21 protein-coding genes are annotated in these 24,438 nt (G+C 38.0%); 19 read left to right on the forward strand and 2 right to left on the reverse strand.

Annotated elements, in window-relative coordinates:
- Nucleotides 1-9: 9 nt before the first annotated feature.
- The 8 genes from cydS to mutM all read left to right on the forward strand — a co-directional run bounded on the left by cydS (nucleotide 10) and on the right by mutM (nucleotide 8,677).
- Complete coding sequence (cydS, locus tag AC1FXZ_RS17080) at nucleotides 10-111, forward strand: cytochrome bd oxidase small subunit CydS family protein (protein WP_480055845.1); 102 nt, start codon at nucleotides 10-12, stop codon at nucleotides 109-111.
- A 3-nt stretch (nucleotides 112-114) separates the two neighbouring features.
- On the forward strand, nucleotides 115-1,833 hold the full coding sequence (gene cydD, locus AC1FXZ_RS17085) for a thiol reductant ABC exporter subunit CydD (protein WP_480055847.1): 1,719 nt from the start codon (nucleotides 115-117) through the stop codon (nucleotides 1,831-1,833).
- On the forward strand, nucleotides 1,830-3,542 hold the full coding sequence (gene cydC / locus AC1FXZ_RS17090) for a thiol reductant ABC exporter subunit CydC (protein WP_480055849.1): 1,713 nt from the start codon (nucleotides 1,830-1,832) through the stop codon (nucleotides 3,540-3,542). The genes cydD and cydC overlap by 4 nt, the downstream gene beginning before the upstream one ends.
- Nucleotides 3,543-3,707: 165 nt before the next feature.
- The gene (locus AC1FXZ_RS17095; RefSeq protein WP_480055851.1) at nucleotides 3,708-3,926 is read left to right on the forward strand and encodes a hypothetical protein; all 219 of its coding nucleotides are present in this window, start codon (nucleotides 3,708-3,710) and stop codon (nucleotides 3,924-3,926) included.
- Between the two features lie 4 nt (nucleotides 3,927-3,930).
- On the forward strand, nucleotides 3,931-5,058 hold the full coding sequence (locus AC1FXZ_RS17100; protein WP_480055853.1) for a GerAB/ArcD/ProY family transporter: 1,128 nt from the start codon (nucleotides 3,931-3,933) through the stop codon (nucleotides 5,056-5,058).
- Nucleotides 5,055-6,266, forward strand: coding sequence for a Ger(x)C family spore germination protein (locus tag AC1FXZ_RS17105; RefSeq protein WP_480055855.1), 1,212 nt, complete (start codon nucleotides 5,055-5,057; stop codon nucleotides 6,264-6,266). Before AC1FXZ_RS17100 ends, AC1FXZ_RS17105 begins: the two co-directional genes overlap by 4 nt.
- A gap of 9 nt (nucleotides 6,267-6,275) precedes the next feature.
- Nucleotides 6,276-7,805, forward strand: a complete 1,530-nt coding sequence (locus AC1FXZ_RS17110; protein WP_480055857.1) for a spore germination protein — start codon at nucleotides 6,276-6,278, stop codon at nucleotides 7,803-7,805.
- A gap of 62 nt (nucleotides 7,806-7,867) precedes the next feature.
- Complete coding sequence (mutM, locus tag AC1FXZ_RS17115) at nucleotides 7,868-8,677, forward strand: bifunctional DNA-formamidopyrimidine glycosylase/DNA-(apurinic or apyrimidinic site) lyase (RefSeq protein WP_480055859.1); 810 nt, start codon at nucleotides 7,868-7,870, stop codon at nucleotides 8,675-8,677.
- Between the two features lie 45 nt (nucleotides 8,678-8,722).
- On the opposite strand, the gene AC1FXZ_RS17120 is transcribed toward mutM, so the two are convergent.
- The gene (locus AC1FXZ_RS17120) at nucleotides 8,723-9,985 is read right to left on the reverse strand and encodes a protoglobin domain-containing protein (protein ID WP_480056068.1); all 1,263 of its coding nucleotides are present in this window, start codon (nucleotides 9,983-9,985) and stop codon (nucleotides 8,723-8,725) included.
- A 372-nt stretch (nucleotides 9,986-10,357) separates the two neighbouring features.
- Here AC1FXZ_RS17120 and AC1FXZ_RS17125 point away from each other — a divergent pair, with 372 nt between their 5' ends.
- From AC1FXZ_RS17125 to AC1FXZ_RS17145, 5 genes are read left to right on the forward strand one after another with little or no spacing between them, the layout of a single operon-like run.
- Entirely contained in the window at nucleotides 10,358-11,269 is a 912-nt protein-coding gene (locus tag AC1FXZ_RS17125; protein WP_480055861.1) for an FAD binding domain-containing protein, read from the forward strand.
- Entirely contained in the window at nucleotides 11,253-13,535 is a 2,283-nt protein-coding gene (gene pucD / locus AC1FXZ_RS17130) for a xanthine dehydrogenase subunit D (protein WP_480055863.1), read from the forward strand. The genes AC1FXZ_RS17125 and pucD overlap by 17 nt, the downstream gene beginning before the upstream one ends.
- Nucleotides 13,536-14,048 carry a (2Fe-2S)-binding protein gene (locus tag AC1FXZ_RS17135; RefSeq protein WP_480055865.1) on the forward strand — a complete coding sequence of 171 codons (513 nt, stop codon included), beginning with the start codon at nucleotides 13,536-13,538 and terminating at the stop codon, nucleotides 14,046-14,048.
- 22 nt (nucleotides 14,049-14,070) lie between these two features.
- Nucleotides 14,071-15,153, forward strand: coding sequence for an XdhC family protein (locus AC1FXZ_RS17140; protein WP_480055867.1), 1,083 nt, complete (start codon nucleotides 14,071-14,073; stop codon nucleotides 15,151-15,153).
- Between the two features lie 21 nt (nucleotides 15,154-15,174).
- The gene (locus AC1FXZ_RS17145; RefSeq protein ID WP_480056070.1) at nucleotides 15,175-15,789 is read left to right on the forward strand and encodes a nucleotidyltransferase family protein; all 615 of its coding nucleotides are present in this window, start codon (nucleotides 15,175-15,177) and stop codon (nucleotides 15,787-15,789) included.
- A 225-nt stretch (nucleotides 15,790-16,014) separates the two neighbouring features.
- Here AC1FXZ_RS17145 and AC1FXZ_RS17150 read toward each other — a convergent pair whose 3' ends face one another.
- A complete protein-coding gene (locus AC1FXZ_RS17150) occupies nucleotides 16,015-17,685 on the reverse strand; it encodes a PucR family transcriptional regulator (RefSeq protein WP_480055869.1) in 1,671 nt (556 codons plus the stop codon).
- 702 nt (nucleotides 17,686-18,387) lie between these two features.
- On the opposite strand from AC1FXZ_RS17150, the gene uraD reads away from it, so the two are divergent.
- The 6 genes from uraD to AC1FXZ_RS17180 all read left to right on the forward strand — a co-directional run bounded on the left by uraD (nucleotide 18,388) and on the right by AC1FXZ_RS17180 (nucleotide 24,429).
- Nucleotides 18,388-18,912, forward strand: a complete 525-nt coding sequence (uraD, locus tag AC1FXZ_RS17155) for a 2-oxo-4-hydroxy-4-carboxy-5-ureidoimidazoline decarboxylase (protein ID WP_480055871.1) — start codon at nucleotides 18,388-18,390, stop codon at nucleotides 18,910-18,912.
- A gap of 21 nt (nucleotides 18,913-18,933) precedes the next feature.
- Nucleotides 18,934-19,290, forward strand: a complete 357-nt coding sequence (uraH, locus tag AC1FXZ_RS17160) for a hydroxyisourate hydrolase (protein WP_480055873.1) — start codon at nucleotides 18,934-18,936, stop codon at nucleotides 19,288-19,290.
- A 54-nt stretch (nucleotides 19,291-19,344) separates the two neighbouring features.
- The gene (locus AC1FXZ_RS17165) at nucleotides 19,345-20,352 is read left to right on the forward strand and encodes an ABC transporter substrate-binding protein (RefSeq protein ID WP_480055875.1); all 1,008 of its coding nucleotides are present in this window, start codon (nucleotides 19,345-19,347) and stop codon (nucleotides 20,350-20,352) included.
- Between the two features lie 365 nt (nucleotides 20,353-20,717).
- Nucleotides 20,718-21,962: a hydantoinase/carbamoylase family amidase gene (locus AC1FXZ_RS17170; RefSeq protein ID WP_480055877.1), complete on the forward strand. Its 1,245-nt coding sequence runs from the start codon at nucleotides 20,718-20,720 to the stop codon at nucleotides 21,960-21,962.
- 27 nt (nucleotides 21,963-21,989) lie between these two features.
- The gene (locus AC1FXZ_RS17175) at nucleotides 21,990-23,240 is read left to right on the forward strand and encodes a pyridoxal-phosphate-dependent aminotransferase family protein (protein ID WP_480055879.1); all 1,251 of its coding nucleotides are present in this window, start codon (nucleotides 21,990-21,992) and stop codon (nucleotides 23,238-23,240) included.
- Nucleotides 23,241-23,253: 13 nt separating this feature from the next.
- Nucleotides 23,254-24,429 carry an amidase gene (locus AC1FXZ_RS17180; RefSeq protein ID WP_480055881.1) on the forward strand — a complete coding sequence of 392 codons (1,176 nt, stop codon included), beginning with the start codon at nucleotides 23,254-23,256 and terminating at the stop codon, nucleotides 24,427-24,429.
- Nucleotides 24,430-24,438 lie beyond the last annotated feature (9 nt).

Raw genomic sequence — 24,438 nt, forward strand, 5'->3', positions numbered from 1 at the left:
GAAGTCACTATGCATGATTTTCTATTGTTTTACGCGCCACCCCTTGTTGCAGTGTTAGCGATGGTTATTTCCTTTTTGGTAGCAACGAAAAGTACAAAGTATGAGGATTAACCGATGAAATCACTTCAAAAACTGGCACTTGCACAGAGGGGACGTTATTATACACTGTCAATTTTAGCGTTTTTGTTTGGGATTGTTGTGATCTTACAAGCATATTTGATTGTTTCAATTGTTGATGGTCTCTTTTTAACTAAACAAACGTTTGATCAAGTCCTGTCATTTCTATTCATTCTGTTAGGAGTCCTATTTATTAGGGCTTTTCTCTCTTATTTGACAGGGAAAATAGGTGTGAAAATGGCAGCTGATGTGAAAAAGCACTATCGTAAAAGGTTGCTTGAAGCTTATTCTGATCACTCGTTACTTTCTTCATATAAGAATCAGACGGGGCAAAAAGTAAGTGTAATGTTAGAGGTTGTTGATGAGGTAGATAGTTTCTATAGTAAATATGTTCCTCAACGTATGATTACTACAATTGTTCCTCTGATGATTTTGATTGTAGTATTTAACCAACATCTTTATTCAGGTCTAATTATTTTAGTAACTGCGCCATTTATCCCCTTATTTATGGCCATTATCGGGGGAATGACTCAACGTAAATCTGAAGAAAAGCTTGATCGTTTGAAAGCTTTTTCTGGAAAATTTCTTGATACATTACAAGGACTTGAAAGTTTGAGGTTATACGGTCGTACAAAGCAATATAAAGAAGGGATTCGTGAGAGCAGTCTGAATTTTCGAGACGGTACGATGGGGATTTTAAAAGTAGCCTTTACTTCTTCTTTAATGCTTGAGTTGATTTCAATGTTAAGCATTGGACTTGTGGCATTGGAACTTGGTTTGCGTCTCGTTGTTTTTAATGAAATTAGTTTCTTTACAGCTTTTTTCATCCTGTTATTAGTTCCGGAATTTTTTAACTTTTTGAAAGATCTTGGCAGTGCGTTTCATGCAGGAAGAAGCAGCACAGGAGCTGTGAACCAAATAGAGGACGAACTAAAAAAACAAGAAAAAGTGATGGAATGGGGCACTTGTTCAATTGAGGCACCAATTACAATTGAATTGAGGAAGCTCGGATATCAGTATGAGCCTGAAGGATTTAAGTTAAGAAATATACAAGCTGAACTTCCTTCAACAGGTCTAGTTGCAATCGTCGGTAAAAGTGGGACAGGAAAAACGACACTTTTAAATATGATAGCAGGCTTACTTCCACCTTCTTATGGTGACATCTCGATTAATGGGCGAGCATTAACCGATTACCAAGAGAAGGAATGGTTTCGTCATATTAGCTACATTTCACAACATCCATATTTATTTGCTGGTTCAATTGAAGAAAATATTTCTCTTGGCGTAGTTGCAACTAAGAATGAAATTGAGATCGCTGCGAAAAAAGCAGGAATATTTGATTTAATCAATTCGCTGCCTGAGGGCTATCAGACTCAAATCGGTGAAGGGGGAAAGGGCCTTTCAGGAGGAGAGAAACAACGAATTGCACTCGCCCGTGCTTTCTTGAGGAAGCCGTCAGTTGTATTATTTGATGAACCAACAGCTGGGTTAGACATCGTAACAGAACAGCTTTTACAAGATTCCATTCGCGAATTGGCAAAAGACTCAATCGTAATCACGGTAGCCCATCGCTTACAAACGATTAAGAATGCGAGTCAAATTCTTTTTCTCTCAGAAGGAGCTTTAATGGCTCAAGGAACACATGATGAGTTGGTGGCTTCTATATCCACTTATAAAGAACTGTTCTCTGCTCATGGAGAGGAGGAACAAAGATGAAAGAACTTTTTCAAATTGTTCAAATGATGATGCGGGAAAAAAAGGATATCATCTTATCAATCGTGTTAGGGTATCTTGCTGGCATTGCTGCTGTTGGATTATTTGCAGCTAATGGTTATTTAATCTCACATGCAGCCCTTGAGCCTCCATTGTATGTATTAATTGCAATGGTTGCAGTTGTTAAGCTCGGAAGTTTTATTCGGGCAAGCAGCCGTTATGGAGAAAGGTACTTTTCTCATCGAGCAACATTTACAATGCTAAGTGACTTACGGGTTAGTTTCTATGAAAAATTGGAACGTGTAGGTTCGAGTTTATTTCAGAAGTATCGGAGTGGCGATCTACTAGCGCGTATTGTTGGCGATGTTGAAAGCCTTCAAAATATGTATCTTCGTGTTATTTATCCACCTATTATAATGGTATTGGTATTTTTAAGTACGAAAGCTTTTGTGTCATTTTTCTCTCTACCTATTGTTGTTTGTTTGACGATTGGGTTAGTTCTAACAGGGTTTGTAGTTCCAGTCTTGTTTGCTAGACAGCAGAGAGACATAAGCAGTAGAATCATTGAAAAACGAGCGCACCTCTCAATTGAAATGACAGAGTGGTTTCGTGGATTTCGAGATTTGAAGGTTCATCAGGAACTTACAAAAAAGGAGCGACAACTTGTTGGAGCCTCTGATCAATATATTAATGAACAAAAGCATGAAGGGATTCAACTAGTTAAGAATCAATCGGTCAACACGGCTATCGGCCTATTACTAGCATGGTCGGTGTTAGCAGTAGGCGCGTATTTAGTAGCAAATGGAAGCTTGAATGGGATCTATTTGGCAATGCTAGTAATGATTAGTTTCGTTATTTTTGAGCATTCTGTACCGATGGCTCTCTTTCCGATTTACTATGAGGAGGCAGAACGTGCTTCTAAACGACTGTCTTCGGTTGTAGAAGAACAAACAACATCTTTAAACGAGGAAAAGAGTGAATCTCTCGATGGAATTCCATCTATTGAATTTAAAGGTGTAAGTTTTACATTCCCTGATGAATTTCGTACAACTGTAAAGGATGTATCTATAACAATTCCACCACGATCAAAAACGGCGATTGTTGGACCGAGTGGATCTGGAAAATCGACATTGTTAAAATTGCTTCTTACTTTATACAATCCTGATAAGGGAGAGATTTTATTAAATGGAATTGCGGTTGATCAGTTTAAACAAGACACACTTTGGGATCAAACAAATGTGATTCTTCAAGAAGGTCATTTTTTCTATGGTACAGTAAAGGAAAATCTATTGTTATCTGAAAGTACATGTAGTGATGAACAATTACAACAGTTATTACTAGATGTGCAATTACCTCATTTTAGATTATCGGATCGTGTGATAGAAAAAGGGCAAAATTTATCAGGTGGTGAAAAGCAAAGGCTTGCTATGGCGCGAGCAATTGCGAGTGGAGGGTGTATGTGGCTTTTAGATGAACCAACTTCTTCTTTAGACAATTGGACAGAACAACGCCTTTATGAATTATTGTTTCAAGAGGCGAAAGAGGATACGGTTATTATCGTTAGTCATCGTCTTGCAGGGCTAGAGAAAATGGACCAGATTATTGTTATGGATCAAGGAAGAGTCATTGAAGCAGGCACCTTCACTGAATTAATGGAGGCTAAAGGGTACTTTTATCAAATGAAAGAAGTAGAGCGCAGCATGCTTCAGTAGCTTGTTATCAGTGAAAAAGCATTCAGTGTATAGGAATTGAAATTAGAATAGCAAGGGGTGACTTAGCAGAGTCAACCCTTGCTATTTTTTATTTAATGAGGAAACATATTATTCCTTTTTATGCGAATGATAAAAAGGAAATAACTCTAAATATTGGGTGATGCAATGGAAGAGCTAGTTGATAGAGTATTCGGGTTTCTGCCTCAAAGAGGAGTGTTTTGGTCGGGTGTTGGAACGGCACTGCTAATTATAACTGCTCAGTATATAAATAGTAAGTTGACTGAGCTCTTGCAGTTACCTTGGATGAAAAAAGAAAATCAAAGTCAAAGAAAAGAGCTATTGAAAAATCGTAATAATCAAAAGGCCCAACCGAAACAGGGGTGAAGAAATGAGTCGAGATAATTACCAGATTTCTCCTGTAGAAATGGCAGTTACCTTAATATCGATTTTACTTGCTATTGGAGTGTTAACCCTGCCTCGTACACTAGCTGAAACAATGGAGACAGGAGACGGTTGGATTTCTGTTTGGCTTAGTGCGCTGATTGTGATGGGGTTGGTTTATATGATTGTTCAGCTACAAAAGCAATTTCCCGGTCAAAGCCTCCTTGAATTCATTGCTGAAAAAGGATTTGGAAAGTGGATAGCTAAAGGATTGGCAATTTTATTTGTTATGTACTTCATCCCATTTTTAGCATATGAAGCGCGTACACTTGCGATTATCGTCCGAATGTTCTTGCTCGATCGAACCCCACCGGAAATAACGCTAGCAATCATCTTACTTACTACCACCTATGCGGTTACAAAAGGTGTACAAGGAATTGTTCATTTAAATTTAATGTTTGCGCCATTTATTATTATTATCTATTTAATCTTAATCCTCTTTAATATTGGAAATATCGATATAAGTGAACTGCGCCCTATTTTGCCTTATGGAGTGACGCCTTTGCTGTCGGCCTTTGAACCGACTTTATTTTCTTTTCTAGGTATAGAAATATTGTTTTTTTGGCTAGCTAATATGAAGGCAACACATTTACGTGCGTTGCCTCTCAACGTAGGGGTTCTCTTTGTGACGATATTATATTTCCTCATTGTTGTTGTTTCTTACACCGTTATGTCGGTTGACGCTGTGAAAACCATCGTCTATCCAACGATTGCTTTGGCAACGGAAGTAGAAATTGTTGAAGGGTTAATTGAAAGGTTTGAGCCATTGATGATTGTCATTTGGATAATGGCTATTTTTAATACAATGTCGATTATTCAAATTATTGCTGTTCAAACAGTAAAAAAAGATATATTCAATGTGAAAAAAGGAGTGTGGGTTCCTGCTTGTGTTACGTTTTTGACCTATATAATTGCGTTTATTCCTAACTCCATTGATGAAGTATTTATTTTAGGAGATATGGTTAGTTATGCAGGAGGAGCGTTAATCATCGTTGGATTGCTTATTGGCTTTTTAACTGTGTGGATTCGATCCAAGGATAGGAATCAACAACAAGATAAGGGGTTAGCAAAATGATTATACGATTCATCACACTTCTTGTTAGTTTTCTTTTTTTAACGGGATGCTGGGACCTTACAGAAATTGAAGAATTAAGCTTTGTTACAGGAGTTGCTTTTGATCCGATCGATGATGAGGAAATAATCCAAAAATATAGACAGGAAACCGGCCGATCACTTCCTAAGGGGATGTACAAAATGACAAATCAGGTTGTTATTCCTGGACAAATTGAAGAAGGAGGAGAAGTAGGAGGTGGCGATGTTGGAGAAGGTCCTTTTTATAATATTAGTTCAACAGGGATGACGAGTTTTAATAAAAATCGAAACTTTTCGTCAAGAAGAAGCCGACCGATGAATTATGAACATTTAAAAGTTTTAATGATTAATGAGGAATTAGCAAGAGAAGGAATAATTGAACATGTTATTGATTTTTTTGTGCGAGATCATGAAATGAGAAGGGATATTCGTGTGTTGATTTCAAAAGGGAATGGTTATGAGATTTTTGAGGAGAAGTTACCTTTAGAAGTAATGCCGGCTAGATCAATTTATATGATTAATGAAAACGCGTCTAAAGCGCATAACACACCACCTGAAAAGTACATTGGCGAGCTAATAAGTAATGTAATTAGTCAACAAAGCTATATTATTCCACGAATCGTTAAAATGGACACAGAATTTAAAATAGCAGGTGCTGCCGTATTTTTAGGCGAGGAAAATAAAATGGTTGGTTGGCTCGGTGAATATGATATTCAAGGGTATAGTTGGGTAACTGGAACAGTGGAAAATGAAATAGTTGAAGCCTTTTATGGAAAGGAACAAAGGCCTTTTGTCTATGAAAATGATTATGCAGAAACATCCGTGACATACTCGCATAAGGAAGGAAAAGATATTTTTGATATTACGATTCGGGCTGAAGGGTTTTTCGTAGAAAACTGGATCGATGGTATAGAACTTAACTCCCCTGAAGTGATTGGTGATCTAGAAGAAGCGGTCGGAAAAGAAATTGAAAGACAAGCAATGAAAGTAATTAAAAAAGCTCAGACTGAGTTTCATGCGGATTTTTTTGAGTTGCATAAACAAATTAAATTAAATAATTTTTCGTATTGGCAAGAGATTAAGGAGCGCTGGGATGGCATTGGTGGGGCTTTTTCTGATGCCGAAATCAATGTGGAAGCCGATGTCGAAATTCGACATTATATGACAACGGGAGAGCTTGAGGAGGGGTGAAGTGAGAAGATGTATAGAAGGCTGTTAAAGAAATTAAATGAGCAAAAAGTTCGTCAGGCTGATGAATATGATATTACACTTTCAAAAGACCTTACTGTTATGAACCAAACAATTAATAACATTGTTGGTGAAAGTGATGACATCGTTCAACGTAATTTTAAAATAGGCTCTCATTTAAAAGCGAGTCTATATTTCGTTGATGGCTTAGCTTTTGACTCGGGGATTGAAGATCGAATTATTAAGCCACTCATTTATTTTGCTGAATCAAATGACCCCTTAATTCCTTCTCAATTGTTAGAGCACATCTTAACAGAAGTAGTAACATTCATTGAAGTTTCTGTTAAAGAAACGATAGATGAAGCAATGTTACCTCTAATGTCAGGTGAAACACTACTTGTTATTGATGGAATAGATAAGTTGATCTTATTTGAAACGAGACAATTCAATCAAAGAGCTATTGAAGAACCTGAAAGTGAAGTAATTGTACGTGGCCCACGTGATGGATTTAATGAAGTTCTGCATACAAATATTATGTTAATTCGCAGAAGACTACGTGATCCGAATCTGACTGTGCAATTTGGACAGTTAGGGCGACGATCTAAAACAGATTTTGCTATCGTTTATTTGAAGGGTGTGACAAATGAAGAACTTGTTGAGGAAGCGCGTTACAGACTCTCTTGTCTTGATATGGATCTGACAATGGAAACTGGGGTTATAGAACAATTTGTTGAAGATAATATCCTGTCTCCCTTCCCACAAGTATTGCGAACGGAAAGGCCCGATAAAACGATTACAGCTTTAACAGATGGAAAAGTCATTGTTGCGTTAGATGGAACGCCATTCGTTTTAATGGCCCCTATTACTTTTGGTGACTTAATGAAAGCTGTAGAAGACAATTATGATCGTTGGCAAATTAGCAGCTTTATCAGAATGCTTCGTTACTTAGCGGCTGCTATAGCTGTTTTTTTACCAGGGCTTTATATTGCAATGGTTTCTTATCATCAAGGGATGATTCCGACCGTTTTGGCTATGTCGATTGCAGGTACGCGTGAAGGTGTACCATTTCCTGGATTTATCGAAGCATTTTTAATGGAGATCACATTTGAGTTATTAAGAGAAGCTGGAATACGGTTACCTCGACCGATTGGACAAACGATTGGAATTGTAGGTGGTTTAGTAATCGGAGACGCTGCAGTTCGTGCTGGGATCGTTAGTCCGGTAATGGTTATTGTTGTTGCGATTACAGCGATTGCTTCATTTGCAATTCCTGCCTATAATGTCAGTATTACATTCCGGCTTTTACGCTTTGCTGTCATGATTGCATCAACGTTATTTGGGCTATTTGGAATTGTTATTGTTTATATTTTAATTAATATTCACTTAGTTGGATTAAGGAGTTTTGGGAATTATTATACTACTCCGTTTGCGCCATACAGGTTTGGAGAATGGTTGGACTTGATGATACGTGCTCCACTCATCCTAATAAAAAATAGACCGTCAGAACCAGATCCTTTAGACAAGAAAAGGAAAGATGTTTAACCTTTTTTTGAAGTATGTCAGAGATCCTATCGTATAACAACATAGAGATTGGGGAGAACTTTGTGCCAGAATTACCAGAAATGGAAACATACAAACGCATCTTAAGTGAAAAATTAGTAGGACAAACAATTACTGATGTCGATGTAACGAGAGAAAAAACAGTGAATGTACCTGTTGACAACTTCATTAAACAAGTTCGAGGACGTACAATTGTAGCGATTGAAAGAAGAGCAAAGTACCTTGTATTCAAGTTAGATTCAGGTGGAAATTTATTGTTACATTTAATGTTAGGAGGCTTAATGTATCTAGGTGGAGATGATGATGAACCTGATCGAACAAAACAAGTAACGCTATCATTTGGAACTAGAAAGTTATTTTTTATTGGCTTACGGCTAGGTTATTTGCATTTAATGACGCTAGAACAACTCCAAGAAGAGTTTGCTGAACTTGGACCAGAGCCATTAGATTCCTCTTTTCATTTAGATGCATTTATGACGATGATGGATAAAAAAAGAGGGAAGTTAAAAACAACGTTGATTAACCAAAAGTTTCTTTCTGGTATCGGCAATCTTTATTCTGATGAGATCTGCTTTAATGCCAAGCTTTTACCGAAGAGACAAGTTAATGAATTAACAGATGATGAGATAAAGAAGCTTTTTGATAGTATTCAATCGATATTAAGAAGGGGAATTTCTTTAGGTGGCTACATGGATGTTCCTGTTTACAAGGGTGATCAACTAACTGGAAGCTATAATAATCATTGCTATGTATATGATCGTGAGGGGAAGGCATGTCAACGCTGTGGACAAACGATTATAAAGGATGAGGTTTCATCGCGAAAGACGTTTTATTGTAAGAACTGTCAAATGTAAAAAAGACCTTTTACATTTGACAGTTAGTTTAAGGGAAATTCTATGTTACAAAGAAGCAGTCACATTCGTTAAGTTATCTGAAGAGGCGGCTACGTGTTCAGCAGATTGATTAATTTCATCGAAGATTTCAGCCAAGTTTTTCATCTCATCGGAAATCATCATATTTTGTTTTTTCATCGTTTCCATTGAACTTAGAATTTCATCAAAAAATTGGTTTGTTTGACTAGATTCTTTCGTCCCTCTTTCAATCGATTTATTGTTTTCATCGATCGATTCAGACATCGTACTTGTATAGCGATTGATTTCATTGACTAGGTTTGAAACTTCAGATACGGTCTCTTTCGTATTCTCAGCTAGCTTCCTCACTTCACCTGCTACCACGGCGAATCCTTTTCCTTGTTCACCAGCACGAGCTGCTTCGATCGAAGCATTTAAAGCAAGAAGGTTGGTCTGATCTGCAATAGATGTAACAATTTGTGAAATCTGCTCTATTTTTTTCGAGGTTGAAATTAACTGTTCCATTTGAGCAGAGATCCTTTTCATATTATCTTGTGTACTGATCATAATCTCTTCTAAACTAATTAAGCGATTTTTGCCATCCTTTGATTTCGCTTCTGTAGTGATAGCGATTTCAGAGCTTGATACAGTTAATTTCTTAATTTCACTCGTTTTGCTCGTTATTTCATGGATAGAAGAACTTGTTTCCTCACTGACAGCTGCTAGGTCTGCAGCATTTTTCTTGACTTCCTCTTTTAAAAGGTCCTTTTTTTCTTCTGCTTCATTTCTGATTCGTTCATTCTCTAATTCGTAAGCTTCTAATACAAGTTGCTGTTCTAGGTTAAGGATCTTGGTGACAGCTACCGTCGCTCTTTTTAACTCATCTTTGTTGATTGTATGTTCATCAATTACTTCCATTAATGATAAGAGCAAATCTTGAAACGCGCACATATACCATTTGGGCTGAAGTCCAATTTTGACATGAACATAAGCGATAATGTTTCTTTTTTGGATGAAATCGTCATTAATTTGCCCACTAAACATCTCAAAGATATGAGTGTAAAGGGTCTTCTGCAAACGGCTTACTGTACTATTATCGTTAATAATTTTCATAAGGGATGGCTCTTTCCCTAAATTTTTATAAAATTGAGCAACGATGTGGTCTAGATTTTCCTTAATAACTGGTTGAAAAGCACGAATGATAGCTAAATCTTCTATTGTTAGATTGATTAGTTCAATTTGTTTGCTGACGGTGCTTGACGGTTTTACTTTTATATAAACATCATTATTTTGATTTGAGATCGAAGACATGATACTCACTGGGGAGTTTTCTTTTCGTGAAAAAATTCTAACCAAATTTGTCACTTCTTTCTGTTATAAATTTTGAAATTGATCTGTCACGGGAAGGTTTTCTACCATACTTCCAATAGGACTGTTAAATTCTATCTAGTTCGATTATGGCACAATACATATCTAAAGTACTAATATTTTTTTGATATTAATGGATTAAAAGTGTTTTCGTGCTTGAAGCGTAGTAAAAAATACGCAGGAGATAAAAAACCTGTTAACTTTCCTGACAAAATTTATGTTTTGCTAAGGTAAATCGTAGAAAATTAATACATAGATGAAAAACAATGGATAACAAATCCAGGTGCCTTATGTTAGAAAGAGGTGGTTTAAAAGGTGGGAACAACTAAAACGATTTGGAGACCAAATAATTTAGAAGAAGCATGGAAAATACAAATGAATCTTGAGCCAGAAGCGTTTTGTTATGTATCAGGAGGAACATCGCTTCGTACGCAATGGGAGGCAAATCTACGTGAGATGGCACCGAATCTTATAAGCTTGGAAAATATAGCTGAGATGCAAGGAATTAAAGAGAGTCTTTCTTATGGCAGAAGAGAGATCGTGATTGGCTCGCAAACTAGTCTGACTAACTGTATTCAAAGTCCACTTTTACAAAGGTATGTAACCCCTCTTATAAGGGCATGTCGTTGTATCGCTGCCCCATCAATACGAAATCAAGCTACAATTGGTGGAAATATTTATACAACTGCAGGTGATACAATCTCTGCGTTGATGATTTATCAAGCGAAGATGAGTTGGTTTGATGGCCACTCGATTGAGACGGAAACAATCGAGGAGTGGTTACATTCATTGCAAACGAATGATGTAAGATCCGATAACCGAATTTTAGTGGATTTAAAAATTGATATAGATGAAGAAGTTAATTTAAAAGAGGTTTCTTTTTTTACAAAGGTGGGGCGGCGTGAAACCTTTACTGCTGCACTAGTCACAGTTGCTGGAAGAGGGATCATTAACACAGATGGGCTACTTCAGAGTGTTGCACTGGCTGCAGGAGGAGGTCCTTTGCCAGTGAGGCTGAAAAAAGCAGAGAAAGAGCTTATTGGCAATTCACTCTCAAAGGAAATAATAGAGAAAGTTCATCGGTTAATCAAAAAGGAATATTTAGCTGTATCGGATCCTTTTCTATCAGAAGAGTATAAGAAAACAGTAGTAGCAAATCTAATTGTAAGTGAGTTGATCAATAACGGACCTAGTAAAAGGGGGACTGGACATGCGACTCAATCGTAGCTTGAGTGGTAACAGATGGAGAGAGAGGCCAGATGGAAAAGAAAAAGTAACTGGAGAACTGCACTATTTAACCGATATTAAATTCTCAAACATGTTATATGGAAAAGTGTTAAGAAGTACGTTTCCACATGCGCGAGTAGTTTCCTTAAATACGGAAAAAGCCCTCAATTATCCTGGTGTAATAGCAGTATTAACCCATCGTGATATACCTGGATTGAATGGATTTGGTATTAGTAATCCGGATCAACCAGTCTTTTGTGAGGATTATGTCCGTTTTAAAGGTGATGCGATTGCAGCATTAGCTGCTGTAACCAAAGAAATTGCAGAGGAAGCGATTCGGTTAATTGAAGTCGAGTATGAGGAGCTTCCAATAATTGATTCACCAGAGGTTGCATTACAGCCAGATGCACCGTTGCTACATCCGAATGGCAATATCCTGCATCAAACGAATTATAGCAGAGGTGACGTAGAGACAGGGTTTGAGCAATGTGCCTACATCGTTGAAGAGACGTATCTAACTCCTAGGCAAATGCACACGTATCTTGAAACAGAGGGAGGAGTATTTGTTCCTAGCAAAGAAGGGAAATTGACGGTTTATGCCCCCACGCAGCACGGTTATAAAGACCGCATGCAACTGTCGCGCATAGTAAATATCGATGAGGAAAAAATTCGTGTTGTTTCAAGTCCAATAGGAGGGTCATTTGGTGGAAAAGATGAACTGAACATCCAGCCCTATGGTTCTTTACTTGCCCTTCATTGTAATAGACCAGTAAAAATGCATAACTCAAGGTGGGAGTCGGTTAAAGCCGGCATCAAACGTCACCCTATGAAAATAACTATGAAAACAGGAGTCAATGAGAAGGGGGAATTGATCGCACATAAAGTTCAAATTACATCAGATACAGGTGCATATTCAACTCTTGGAGCTCCGGTGCTCAACTTTGCCACAGAGCATGCGATGGGGCCATACCTCATAAGCCACGTTGATGTGAGGGGGAAAGCGATTTACACAAATAATGGTGTTTCTGGTGAATTTCGAGGGTTTGGAGGAAATCAAGTCATTTTTGCGTTAGAAGGTCAGATGGATCGCTTAGCTAAAAAACTAAACATCGACCCATGGGAATTAAGAAGGAGAAACTTACGAAAGCAAGAGGATCTAGGTCCGATGGGACAGCGAATCTTGCCAACGAATGGACCGGAACAAGTGTGGGCAGCGATTCAGCAGTCTCCACTTTGGGAGAGGAAAAATACAGACCAGGATACAAGTGAACCTTGGAAAAAGCGTGGCGTTGGTGTTGCTATTGCGATGCACGGGTCTGGTTTAGGCTACGGGCTTCCTGACCATGCAGGTGGAACAATTCGACTAACTAACGAAGGAAAAATTGAAGTGGCTTTTGGTCATGAGGAATTTGGGCAGGGACTAATTGGAACATTAGAAATTTTATTGCTTGATCATTTTCGATGTAGAAAAGAAGATATCAATATCATTATAGGTGATACCGGTCGTGTGCCATCAAGTGGATCATCAACAGCTTCTAGAACAACAAACATGGTTTGGCAAGCGTTAAACCGGTTAAAAGACCCGTTTTTAGAAGGAATGTTTACTAGAGTAAGTAAGTTAACAGGGTATGCTAAAGGTACATTAAAAACAGGAAGTGGTGGGATTTGGGCTAACGTATCTGGAAAGGAAGAGCGAGTAATCACATACGCTCAATTAGCTCAAAATAGTGAGTGCCTTGAATGTTCGACTGAGTTTCATTACCCTGTAACGCCGGATCCGGTCATCGGAGGACACTATTTATATACAAGTACATCTGTAATTGTTGAAGTAGAGGTGAATCTATTAACAGGTGAGGTTGCTGTTGAAAGAATTGACCATGCAGTTGCAGCAGGGCCAGTTATTAATCCAATGGGTTATTTAGGTCAAATAGAAGGGGGAAGTGTGATGGCACTAGGATTTACACTTACGGAAGATGCCCTTATGAGCGCTAGTCAATATGTTACGAAAAACCTAGATACGTATTTAATTCCGACAATCTTTGACGTACCTGAAGACCATCACGTCGATGCGATAGAAGAATTACCTGAGAACGACCCTTTTGGCCCTCGTGGTGTAGGGGAGGTTAGTTCAGTTGCTTTAGCTCCAGCAATTGTCTCAGCAATTAAGCAGGCTACAGGGGTTTGGTTAACGGAATTACCAGTGAAACGAGAAATGTTACTCGGTGATATCTCCAATTTTAATCACCTCATGATAGGAGGCAAGTAAATGGGCAATCAAAATGTCGATGTAATAAGTGAGAAAGGTAAAACTACCACGCATCAATTTTCTTTTGAATTAAACGGAGAGCCCATAAGTATAGAGTGTGATCCGTCAAGAAGATTGGTTGACGTTATTAGAAGTGATTTACATTTAACAGGCACGAAAATATCTTGTGAGATTGGCAGATGTGGTGCCTGTATGGTGTTGATAGATGGAAAACAACATAATTCTTGTTTAACAATGGCTTACCAATGTGAAGGGAGGCAAGTCGTAACAATAGAAGGAATAGGTGAAAAGAAAATGGATATAGTTCAACAGGCTTTTTTAGAAGAGGGGGGATTTCAATGTGGATACTGTACCCCAGGCATGGTCATCTCAATTAAGGCAATGTTATCCGGAAATCCAAACTCAACATTTGATGAGTTAAAGGAAGGCTTATCAGGGAATTTATGTCGCTGCACGGGCTATGGTGGAATTTATCGAGTTCTAAGGAAAGTAAGTTCAGATGCCAAAAGATAGTCATTGAAAGGAGAGGGTTGTTTTGAAGGAGCTTTATAATTACCTTTGTATTCTAAAAGAACAACCATATCGTACGTGCGCATTAGCAACGGTAATTCAAGTTGATGGATCCGCATACCGTCATGAAGGGGCAAAAATGTTATTTTTAGACAATGGCGTCCATTATGGAATGATTAGTGGGGGATGTCTAGAAGAAGACCTGAGAATTCATGCTGATACTGTTATTGAAAAAAGAAGCGTAAAAACAATCGAATACGACTTGCGGTCAGAAGATGATCTAGGCTGGGGACAGGGAGCTGGATGTAATGGCAAAATTAAAGTGTTGGTCGAACCGATTTGTTGGCAAGATCAAGTAGATAGTCACCTCTTTTGGCCTCCTGTGTTAGACCGACTAGAAAAAGGACACAAGCTTATTTCTGTTCGAGAACTGAATGATGAATTAAGTGGTTCCTATACCTTTTTTACGACAGATGGTGAAAAAGTTGGTTCTTGTAATATGAATGAAACGGAGCAATCGTTACGTAATGAAGTAACTTACTTTTATAAGGAAGGACGTACCTTCGAATATCAATTAAATTTAGAATTGAATTCACAGCTTTTGTTTGAATTACACGAACCAAAAGATACTCTTTATATTTTTGGAGCAGGAGTGGATGTAGAGCCAGTAGTAAAAAGAACAGCTGAACTAAATTTCTACGCAATTGTTATTGACCCAAGAGAAGACCGGTGTCGGAAAGAGTTTTTTCCAGATGCAGCACAGTTAATTGTTGAACATCCCGAGACATTCCTTAATAAGAATGAACTGAAGCCAAACGGTTATGTAGTAGTGATGACGCATAGCTTTTTACGTGACCGAAAGATCCTTACTTATTTTTTGCGGAATCAACCTAAATATTTAGGAGTATTAGGTCCCAAGAGAAGAACAGAACGATTATTGCAGTCGTATGTGGTGCCAGAGTGGATGCACTCACCAATTGGGGTGGATATTGATGCCGAAGGGGCCGAAGAAATAAGTATTAGTATTTTAGGAGAATTAATTAAAGTCAGAAATAAAAGAAGGGTACTTGATAAAGCTCAAAAAAGAAAAAAAGTGCAAGTGAACTAGTAAAAGGTGAGGTTCTATGTGATGAAATATAATAGAGTTAGTGCAATTATTTTAGCTGCGGGTGTTTCAGCTCGAATGGGCTCTGCAAAGCAGCTACTAAGATTAGCTGGTAAGTCTATTCTTGAACACGTGATAGAGAATGTTATGGCACACTCATTTGATGAAGTAAAGGTGGTCATAGGTCATCGCGCTGATGAGATAATTGACGAAATCGAAATGACAGATCGTCGTTTTTCTTGGATTAAAAACAACGATTATCGAGATGGCCAAAGTACGTCTTTCTTAGCTGGTATAGAGAGTGTAGCCCCTTCTATAAATTCAATAATGGTTTTTTTAGGTGATCAGCCTAATATTTCAAAGGAAACAATTAGTAGAGTAGTAACAAAAGGGTGTCTGAGTGGAGCGAGAGCAACAAGCCCTTTTGTTATTCGTCCATGTTATAACGGCAAGCCTGGGCACCCTGTTTTTTGGGGGAATTTCAAGGCCAATGACTTTTCAAAAGTTACTGGGGATGCAGGTGGAAAAGAGGTGTTGTCTCTAATCGAAAAAGAGTACGTTGCTGTTAATGATCCAATGATCCATTTTGATATTGATACTCCAGAAGAATACCAAAAAGCACTACAAAGAGTCCATTGAAAAAGGTACGATTTTCCCTTTTTCAATGGACTCGAAACCATGTGTGTAGCCGCCGTATTCGTTTAAGCTTTTTGAGGAATTTTTCAAAAAGCGCACGGCGTGTGTAGCCATGGCCTCGCTGACTCTATCCCAGTGCCTTTGCCTTTAGATCTTCAAAAGGTATGATTTTCCCCTTTTTCAGTGGATTCGAAACCACTCTTTGATGACTAGGCAAAGGGCTGTTATCTAAAGTAATAACTTTTCGTTTTTATTATGGATGAATGAGCGAATAAATAAAGCTGTCCGTAAAGTAAGCGTTTCATCGGACCCCTTCAACTCAATTCCTAACAATTCTTCACATTTTTTAATTCGGTAGATAACAGTGTTTCGATGAATAAACAATATTTTGGCTGTCTCTGAAATCTGGCAGTTATGGTTTAGAAAAACAGAAAGTGTCTGAACTAGATCTTCTTTCTCTTTATCCTTTGGATAAGCTAGATCTCTTAGAGTTGATCGATAAAATTCTTTTAACTTTTGTGAAGGGATCGTTTTAAAGATTTCGGCAAGCTCTTTAATTCGGTATGTTTTGATAAAGCGTTTTTTATTTTCTCGATAACCCGATTTTAAAGCATCTACTGCTTCTTGGAAAGCTGTTGGGATATCTGTAATATTCTCCGTGTAATTGCTAATTCCAAAAGACATGGATGAGTCAATTATCCGAAAAAGATCTGATTGTAGTTCAGTAATAACGTCCCAAACATTCTTTTCAATATCATCATTATAAAAGTCAAACCCTAGTAATGTTGTAAACAAATCCCCTTTCGTAAAAACGTTACAGTCAAATTGCCTTGTTAATTCAGATTCCATTAGTTCATAAATACGATCCCTTTGGAGGCTAGTTTCTTTTTCTGTTTGTAATGGATACGTGTCTTGGTATAGATCAGAGGAGCCGTCAATTTTACAAGTTATGCAAATATATTGGAGGGATTTATTTAAATGATAGGCTTTACCTCGGTTGATGATTTCTTCTTCACTCGGTATGGCTCCGTCAACCAAATCAACGAAGAATTCATTTTTTAATCTGCGTGAATTTTGTTCGAGTGCATGGAGTTTCATAAATTCAAATGATATTACATTGGCAGCTTGTTCAATAGCTAATGTAAAAGAGGATTTACTAGATAAAGTACTTCCGAATATAATTATATATCCCTTTTGTTGATTTGTTGTATTTATAGGATAGATTGAAAAGTCGGTATAGCTATTGTTTCCATCCTCTCGAGGGAGAGTTAACACTTTATATGTGTCAAGATTCTCGTGGTGAATTTTCTCGTGGATATACCAATAAATTTCAAAAAATGACTCTTTATCAATGTCGTGAGAATAAGCCATTATATCTAAACGGTAATTTAGTAAAATGACTGGCAAGTCTAAAATTGTAGCTAAGCTCTCAATAATATTGGAGAATCCACCACCTGAAACAACAATGTCGGTAAATTCACGATGAATATTTAAAGCATAATTTAATTCATGTGTACGCTCTTTTAGAATACAACTTAAAGCCTCGTTTAACATATCGCCGAGTGAATAATCGAGAGGGATCTCAAAGATTGGAAAGTGCATTTCGTTGGCTAACTCGATTACTTCTTCAGGTATCTTTTCAATAAACCTTTTTGTTTTTAACCCTAATCCAGCACAACCTTGTTTAGCCATTTGTGTTACGAGCTCAATTAAGGCATTAGGATTGTTTTTTATGGAGTACGCTGTCGTTAATAATAATTGCTCATCGCCTAAGTAATGAATAATATCAGGAGCATCCATAAGATTTACAGATTGAACACTTTTTTGTAACCCCAGTTCTCCACCTACGACTATCGTTTCTTTGAAAGTTGGCAGGTTTAAAATTTCTATTAACTTCATCCTTTGTCCTCCTCGCCAAATATTTTCTATTGTGAACAATGTACAAGAAAAATCAATATTCCGAAACATCTTTGTGAGATAATCTGACAAAATATATCGAATTATTAGTTAATTAGCACAAAATAGTAACTGTGACGAATGGTAAACGATTTTAATAAAGGCTGACTCGCATACTTTGTTGCTTTTGGGCTTGCGTGTATTCACATGTTCGTTCCATTTCGCTCCAATCACTCGCTTTCCGTGGGGAGATGCTGAGCCTCCTCGGCTGTGGGGTCTCGCCCCTACCTCTAAATCCCACAGGAGTCGAGTGACTTCCGCTTCATTTCACTACGAGTAAAAACTTTCTAATAGCAACAATCTTTACGAAAATAGCTTAATAAAAAAAGGCTCACAATGGGGTAAGCATTAAAGGAGAGATTGGTCATTCGCTTTTTTAGTTACGTTTTCTAACAAACGATTTTCTTTACAATTTCGAGAGTAAAGTAGGGTACTATTCGTTTTCTAAGGCTCTCCTTTCATAACGGTAAGTATAGGACTAAGATGTTTCATTTCTGAAATGGCAATTTCTTTGGTCTTACTGAACAATGCAAGATGGGCAATTTGTTCGTTGTAAATAATGACTAAGTACTAGTTTCCTTTTATGATTTGGCTATAACAAGTTAGGGGACGTTATTAAATTGAGTTTAATAGGTGAAGGGGTAGGTGGTAACCATCGTTATTACAATGGAAGAAGTCAATTTGATGAAAAAAGAGGAATTTGTTGAAAAGGTTGGATCTGTCTTTGAACATTCACCATGGGTATCTGAAAAGTCTTGGAAACATCATCCGTTTAAAAATTTTGATCAAATGTATGAATTGATGATTCAAGAAGTATGGCAAGCCGAAGAGTCATTAAAACTATCTTTACTAAGGGCTCATCCAGATTTAGGTACGAAGCTAACTATTTCTGAGTCTTCAGCGCAAGAACAACAGGATGCAGGATTAAGCCAATTGACAGAACAAGAGTATCAGGATTTTTCATTAATGAATAAACGTTATACGCAGAAGTTTAGCTTCCCTTTTATTATGACTGTTAAAGGACAAAATAAAGATTTTTTAAAAAGTAGTATGACAAAACGAATGAACAATACTTACGAAGAAGAAATGCAGACAGCGTTAGAACAAGTCGGTAAAATTGCTCGATTTAGGTTGGTAGAAATGATAAAAGATGTAGATGTAAGTATTTAGATAACTTTTGGGGGTGTGGTAGTGAAAGGGAAGCTAACGACTCATATTTTAGACATTAGCAAAGGGAAGCCGGCTAGAAATGTTCGAATCGAGCTTTGGAAAAAGCATGAAAATAGCCAGTTAGAAAAAATAGCAGAAGCTAAAACGAATGCAGATGGTCGAGTCGATCATCCTTTATTAGAAAGAGGACGATTAGAAAAAGGCATCTATCAACTACAGTTTCATGTTGGTGACTACTTCCGTGCCAGTAATCTAGCAGATGAACCTCTTTTCTTAGATATTGTACCAGTGCAATTTGTTATTTTGAATGAAACACAGGATTATCATGTTCCATTATTAATTGCTCCAGGTGGATATAGTACATATCGTGGCAGCTAATAGCCTTATTAAGTCTATATGTTGTATTAATCAATTGTTGAGAGGGGTTAAACTATGAAAATGTTTCAGATGAAGATGCTTATCTTAAGTATAGTAACACTATTCGTTCTTGTGGCCTGTGGTGGACAAGAGTCCAGTGGGGAAAGTGAAGGAGCAACGAGAACGAATGAAACAGAATCCGTTAAGCTTGTGTTAAACTGGTTTCCAAAAAGTCAACATGGTGGCGTATATGCAGCAAAAAAACAAGGGTATTTCACTGAAAAAGGGTTAGATGTTGAGGTAGAAGCAGGAGGCCCACAAGTATCATCGATGCAGATTGTTGCATCAGGAAATGCTCAGTTTGGTCTAGCGCATGCTGACCAAATTGTCCTTGCAAGAAATGAAGGGATTGAACTCATTACTCTTGCTGCAACGATGCAAGGCAGTCCAGCGTCATTAATGTTTCATAAAGGGGAAGACATTCGTAACTTTGAAGATATGAATGGAAGAACGGCATTTATTCAACCGGGAATTCCTTATTGGGATTTCTTAACTAGTAAGTATGATTTAAGTGGAGTGACGGAAATGGGCTATACTGGTCAGCATGTTAATTTTATCGATGATCTGGACTCTGTTAGTCAATCGTTTGTGACATCTGAACCGTTTTTCTTAGGAAAAGAAGGTGTTGAAACAGAAACGATTTTAGTCTCTGATTCAGGGTTTGATCCTTATAATGTTGTTTTGTTTGCTACAAAAGATTATGTTGCAGAGAACGAAGAAACAGTACGTGAGTTTGTAACTTCATTTGTAGAAGGTTGGAAGTATTATGAGGAATCACCTTATGAAGTTAATGAAGTTATTCATGGGGCCAATCCAGATCTTGCTCTTGAAGATTTAGAGTTTGAGACAGATTCGCAAAGGGACTTTGTTTATGGAGGAGATGCAAAGGAGTATGGGTTTGGTTATATGTCAGAAGAGCGTTGGCAAACATTGATTGAACAATTGTACGAAATAGGATTATTGGAAGAAGCTTTTGATGCTAATGATATTTTTACAAATGATTTTTTGCCAACAAACGAATAGTTTAATATTGAACGCACGGAGTACAAGAGAAGTTGCTAGGGGTCTTACCGGAACTAGTTACATACGTTTTTCATGTAGCAGACGTATGTTAACAAAGGGTGGACCCCTTTTGTTATAGATTGTAAAAAGTCTTGGTCTATCCGTGTTTTAGTTTTCGAAAAAAAGAAGGGGATATAATCTTACAAGCATGATCGTTGCTTTTACAATTACTACACTATTTCCAACCCAAAAGTATGAGACACGTTGGTTATTTTATCTAAATACATACCTCTTTATTGTGCGATATGAATAATGACTAACCGTGTTTAGTTATCTAAAATGAAAACACATAATAACTGGCACGTAATATAAAGAGGAGTGATAAAATGATCGCTGTACAGCAGATAAATCAGCAACGGTTATGGAATACACTTATGAAGTTGGGGGAAATTGGTTCTGGTTCTAATGTAGATGAAAAAGGAGTTACAAGACTCTCATTAAGTTTGGAAGATTTACAGGCTAGAGAGTTTCTAATCGGTGTCATGAAAGAGGCGGGGTTAGATGTCCGTGTTGATGCTATTGGGAACATAATTGGGAAACTTGAAGGAAAGGATGTTCATGCACCAGCTGTAATGACGGGTTCTCATATCGATACCGTTATTCAAGGAGGATTATTTGATGGGGCTCTAGGAGTACTAGGTGCTGTTGAGGCAGTTCGCTCTATTAGGGAATCGGGCGTCGAACTTACCCACTCCATTGAGGTAATCTCGTTTACGGATGAGGAAGGGACTAGGTTTGGGACTGGTTATATTGGAAGTAAAGCTCTTTCTGGTCATTTAAATGAAGAAACATTGGAATTAGAAGACGTCAATGGAATTACGCTGAGTGAAGCACTCCAGCAAGCTGGCTTTACCCCTGCAGATTATGAGCAAGCAAGAAGAGAACCAGAATCGATCAAGGCGTATGTGGAGATGCATATTGAACAAGGAAAAGTACTTGAAGAACACAACTTGCCTGTAGGGATTGTTACAGATATTCAAGGACCCGTCTGGTTAGAGGTAACTCTAAGTGGCAACCCGGACCATGCAGGAGCAACACCTATGAATATGAGAAAAGATGCGTCACTTGCGATGGCAGAAGTGATGCTTGAAGTTGAACGAGTTTCGAGTAAGTATAGTGGAGTGGGAACAGTCGGAAAATTAGCAATTGAGCCAGGTGGCGTAAACATCATTCCGGGCAGAGCGACTTTCTCTATTGATTTAAGACATGTTGATAAAGTAGCAAGAGCAGAAATGGTAAATGAAGTGAAAAAATCTATTAATACTATTTGTGCCCAAAGGGAGATAGAATCAAAGATTGATGTTAAAAAGGCCGTAGATCCAGCGACGTGTTCAAATGAAGTAGTGGATGTACTAGAAGCTTCTTGTACAGAGCTCAAAATACCGACAATGAAACTACAATGTGGCGCGGGACATGATTCCCTAATGATGACGAAAGTGACAGAAATGGGGATGATTTTTGTAAGATCACAAGACGGTATTAGCCATAACCCGAAAGAGTGGACGGAAAAAGAAGACTGTGTTGTTGGTACACAAGTATTGTTAAATGCATTGGTCAAATTAGCACAGTAATGAGAGAAAAAAATGGGAGGTAGAGAAATGCTTAAACCAAACAGATTACATGTTCCAGCAAGAATGATTATGACTCCGGGACCAGTCGAGGCTGATCCTAGAGTGTTGCAAGCAATGTCTTCGTCTATATTAGGTCAATTTGATCCTAGCTTTACTTCGTTAATGAATGAAACGATGAAGCTATTGCGAGAGGTGTTGCAAACAAAAAATCATTGGGCCTTCCCCGTTGACGGGACTTCTAGGGCAGGGATTGAAGCAATGCTATGCAGTGTGATTGAACAAGGAGATAAAGTTCTAATTCCTTCATTCGGTCGCTTTGGAGGCTTGCTAACAGAAATTGCTGAGCGTTACGGAGCGGAAGTTCATTTGGTTCATTGTGAGTGGGGAAGTGTCTTTGATCCAGAGGATATTATTAAAGAGATGAAGAAAATCCGGCCCAAGGTGGTTGCTATGGTTCATGGTGATACATCAACTGGTAGAATGCAACCATTAGAGGAAATAGGCCGAGCTTGTAGAGAACAAGATATATTGCTCATTGTCGATGCGGTTGCGACGGTAGCTGGAACAGATGTGAAAACAGATGAATGGATGATTGATGGACTTATTACTGGAACGCAAAAGTGTATCTCTGTCCCTTCTGGAATGGCTCCTCTGACGTATAATGAGAGAATTGAAAATATTTTGTTGAAAAGAAAATCAATTGAAAAAGGTCTTGTATCAGATCAACAAGTTTCAAGTAATGCCCGGAAAATTCGCAGTAACTATTTAGATTTAAGCCAGCTCCAAGATTATTGGAGTCCAGCTAGACTTAACCATCACACGGAAGCAACATCAATGCTTTATGGTTTATATGAAGGGTTACGATTAATAGTAGAAGAAGGGTTAGAACAAAGGTACATACGGCATCGTTTAAATGAAAGGGCGTTAGTTGCTGGTATTGAAGCGATGGGATTAACGTTATTTGGGGATCATAACTACAAACTGCCAACGGTTACGTGTATTAACATTCCTGATGGAGTCGATGGTGATTCAGTTCGGTCAATGTTACTTGATGAATTTGGGATTGAAATAGCAAGCTCGTTTGGGCCACTCCATGGAAAGATTTGGAGGATTGGAACAATGGGATATAGTTGTCAGCAACGAAATGTCTTGCTAACACTTGGTGCTTTAGAAGCCGTACTTTTGCGACATAAGGTCAAGGTAAATGTAGGAGCAAGTGTTCAATCCGCGTTAGATGTGTATCAAAACAAAGATCAAGAGAAGAGTATTTTAATTTAAGGGAGGTGCTCGAGTGAAAGGTAACTTTAATGTGTTTATAAATGAAAATATTGTTGTGAAACCGTTCGGAACAGGCAATCTCTCTGGAGTTACTTTTTCTGTTAAGGATGTATTTGATATCAAAGGGGTTACATCAAGTGCGGGCAATCCAGATTGGTTAAGAACGCATACTCCGGCAGAGAAGAACGCACCTGCCATAGACGCTTTATTACAAGCAGGAGCCACATTACATGGGACAACGATAACAGATGAGTTGATGTATAGTTTGAATGGTGAAAATTTTCATTACGGTACACCAGTAAATCCGGTGGCGAATAATCGAATTCCAGGTGGTTCATCGAGTGGTTCGGCAGTTGCTGTTTCTGCTGAGCTCGTTGACTTTGCGCTTGGTACAGATACGGGTGGGTCTGTTCGAATACCTGCAGCATATTGTGGGATTTATGGATTTAGGCCTACACATAATCATGTTGCAATTGAAGGTGTCATTCCTTTGGCTGAGAGTTTTGATACGGTAGGGTGGATGACAAGGGATGCTAGGCTGCTAAAGGACATTGGGAATGTGTTACTTAAAGCTCATTCTTCGAGTGGGAATTCATTTAGTACATTACTATTTCCTACAGATGCTTGGGAGTTAGTGGATGAAGAAAGTGAGGGAGCTCTCTCTGCACTTGTGGCACAACTAAAGCAAACGTTCCCATCACAATCGATTACCACAGCCAAAGAAGGGTTACAAAGATGGATGAAATGCTTTCGAATATTGCAAGGGCTAGAAATATCGAAAACACATGGCAAATGGATTAAGGAGGTTAAGCCTAAATTTGGACCAGACATTGGCGCTAGATTTGAATGGGCATGCTCATTAAGCGAAGTAGAAAAGAAGCCTGAGCAAAAACTAATAGAAGAAATTCAAGTAGGGTTGGAGGAATTATTGGGAGAAGATAACTTACTAGTTATTCCAACGACTCCGGGAAAAGCACCTTTTCGAAATCAATCAGGTGAAGAGATTGAAAACCGCCGATCACAAACGATGCAATTGTCTTGTATTGCAGGACTTGGTGGGTTGCCTCAAGTGACGATTCCTATTAGTGGAGAAGATGGATTGCCAATTGCATTATCTGTTATTGCAGGACCGAAACAAGATGCTAAGTTACTGCAATGGGTTTATGAAAACGAAAATATATTCAACTAATTTTTAAAT

The organism is Halalkalibacter sp. HAAS-P014 (genome assembly GCF_056619965.1).

Coding starts and splice junctions, on each gene's coding strand:
- cydS (WP_480055845.1), top strand. CDS start 10: ATGCATGATTTTCTATTGTTTTACGCGCCACCCCTTGTTGCAGTGTTA.
- cydD (WP_480055847.1), top strand. CDS start 115: ATGAAATCACTTCAAAAACTGGCACTTGCACAGAGGGGACGTTATTAT.
- cydC (WP_480055849.1), top strand. CDS start 1,830: ATGAAAGAACTTTTTCAAATTGTTCAAATGATGATGCGGGAAAAAAAG.
- AC1FXZ_RS17095 (WP_480055851.1), top strand. CDS start 3,708: ATGGAAGAGCTAGTTGATAGAGTATTCGGGTTTCTGCCTCAAAGAGGA.
- AC1FXZ_RS17100 (WP_480055853.1), top strand. CDS start 3,931: ATGAGTCGAGATAATTACCAGATTTCTCCTGTAGAAATGGCAGTTACC.
- AC1FXZ_RS17105 (WP_480055855.1), top strand. CDS start 5,055: ATGATTATACGATTCATCACACTTCTTGTTAGTTTTCTTTTTTTAACG.
- AC1FXZ_RS17110 (WP_480055857.1), top strand. CDS start 6,276: ATGTATAGAAGGCTGTTAAAGAAATTAAATGAGCAAAAAGTTCGTCAG.
- AC1FXZ_RS17120 (WP_480056068.1), bottom strand. CDS start 9,985: ATGTCTTCGATCTCAAATCAAAATAATGATGTTTATATAAAAGTAAAA.
- pucD (WP_480055863.1), top strand. CDS start 11,253: ATGCGACTCAATCGTAGCTTGAGTGGTAACAGATGGAGAGAGAGGCCA.
- AC1FXZ_RS17135 (WP_480055865.1), top strand. CDS start 13,536: ATGGGCAATCAAAATGTCGATGTAATAAGTGAGAAAGGTAAAACTACC.
- AC1FXZ_RS17145 (WP_480056070.1), top strand. CDS start 15,175: ATGAAATATAATAGAGTTAGTGCAATTATTTTAGCTGCGGGTGTTTCA.
- AC1FXZ_RS17150 (WP_480055869.1), bottom strand. CDS start 17,685: ATGAAGTTAATAGAAATTTTAAACCTGCCAACTTTCAAAGAAACGATA.
- AC1FXZ_RS17165 (WP_480055875.1), top strand. CDS start 19,345: ATGAAAATGTTTCAGATGAAGATGCTTATCTTAAGTATAGTAACACTA.
- AC1FXZ_RS17170 (WP_480055877.1), top strand. CDS start 20,718: ATGATCGCTGTACAGCAGATAAATCAGCAACGGTTATGGAATACACTT.
- AC1FXZ_RS17175 (WP_480055879.1), top strand. CDS start 21,990: ATGCTTAAACCAAACAGATTACATGTTCCAGCAAGAATGATTATGACT.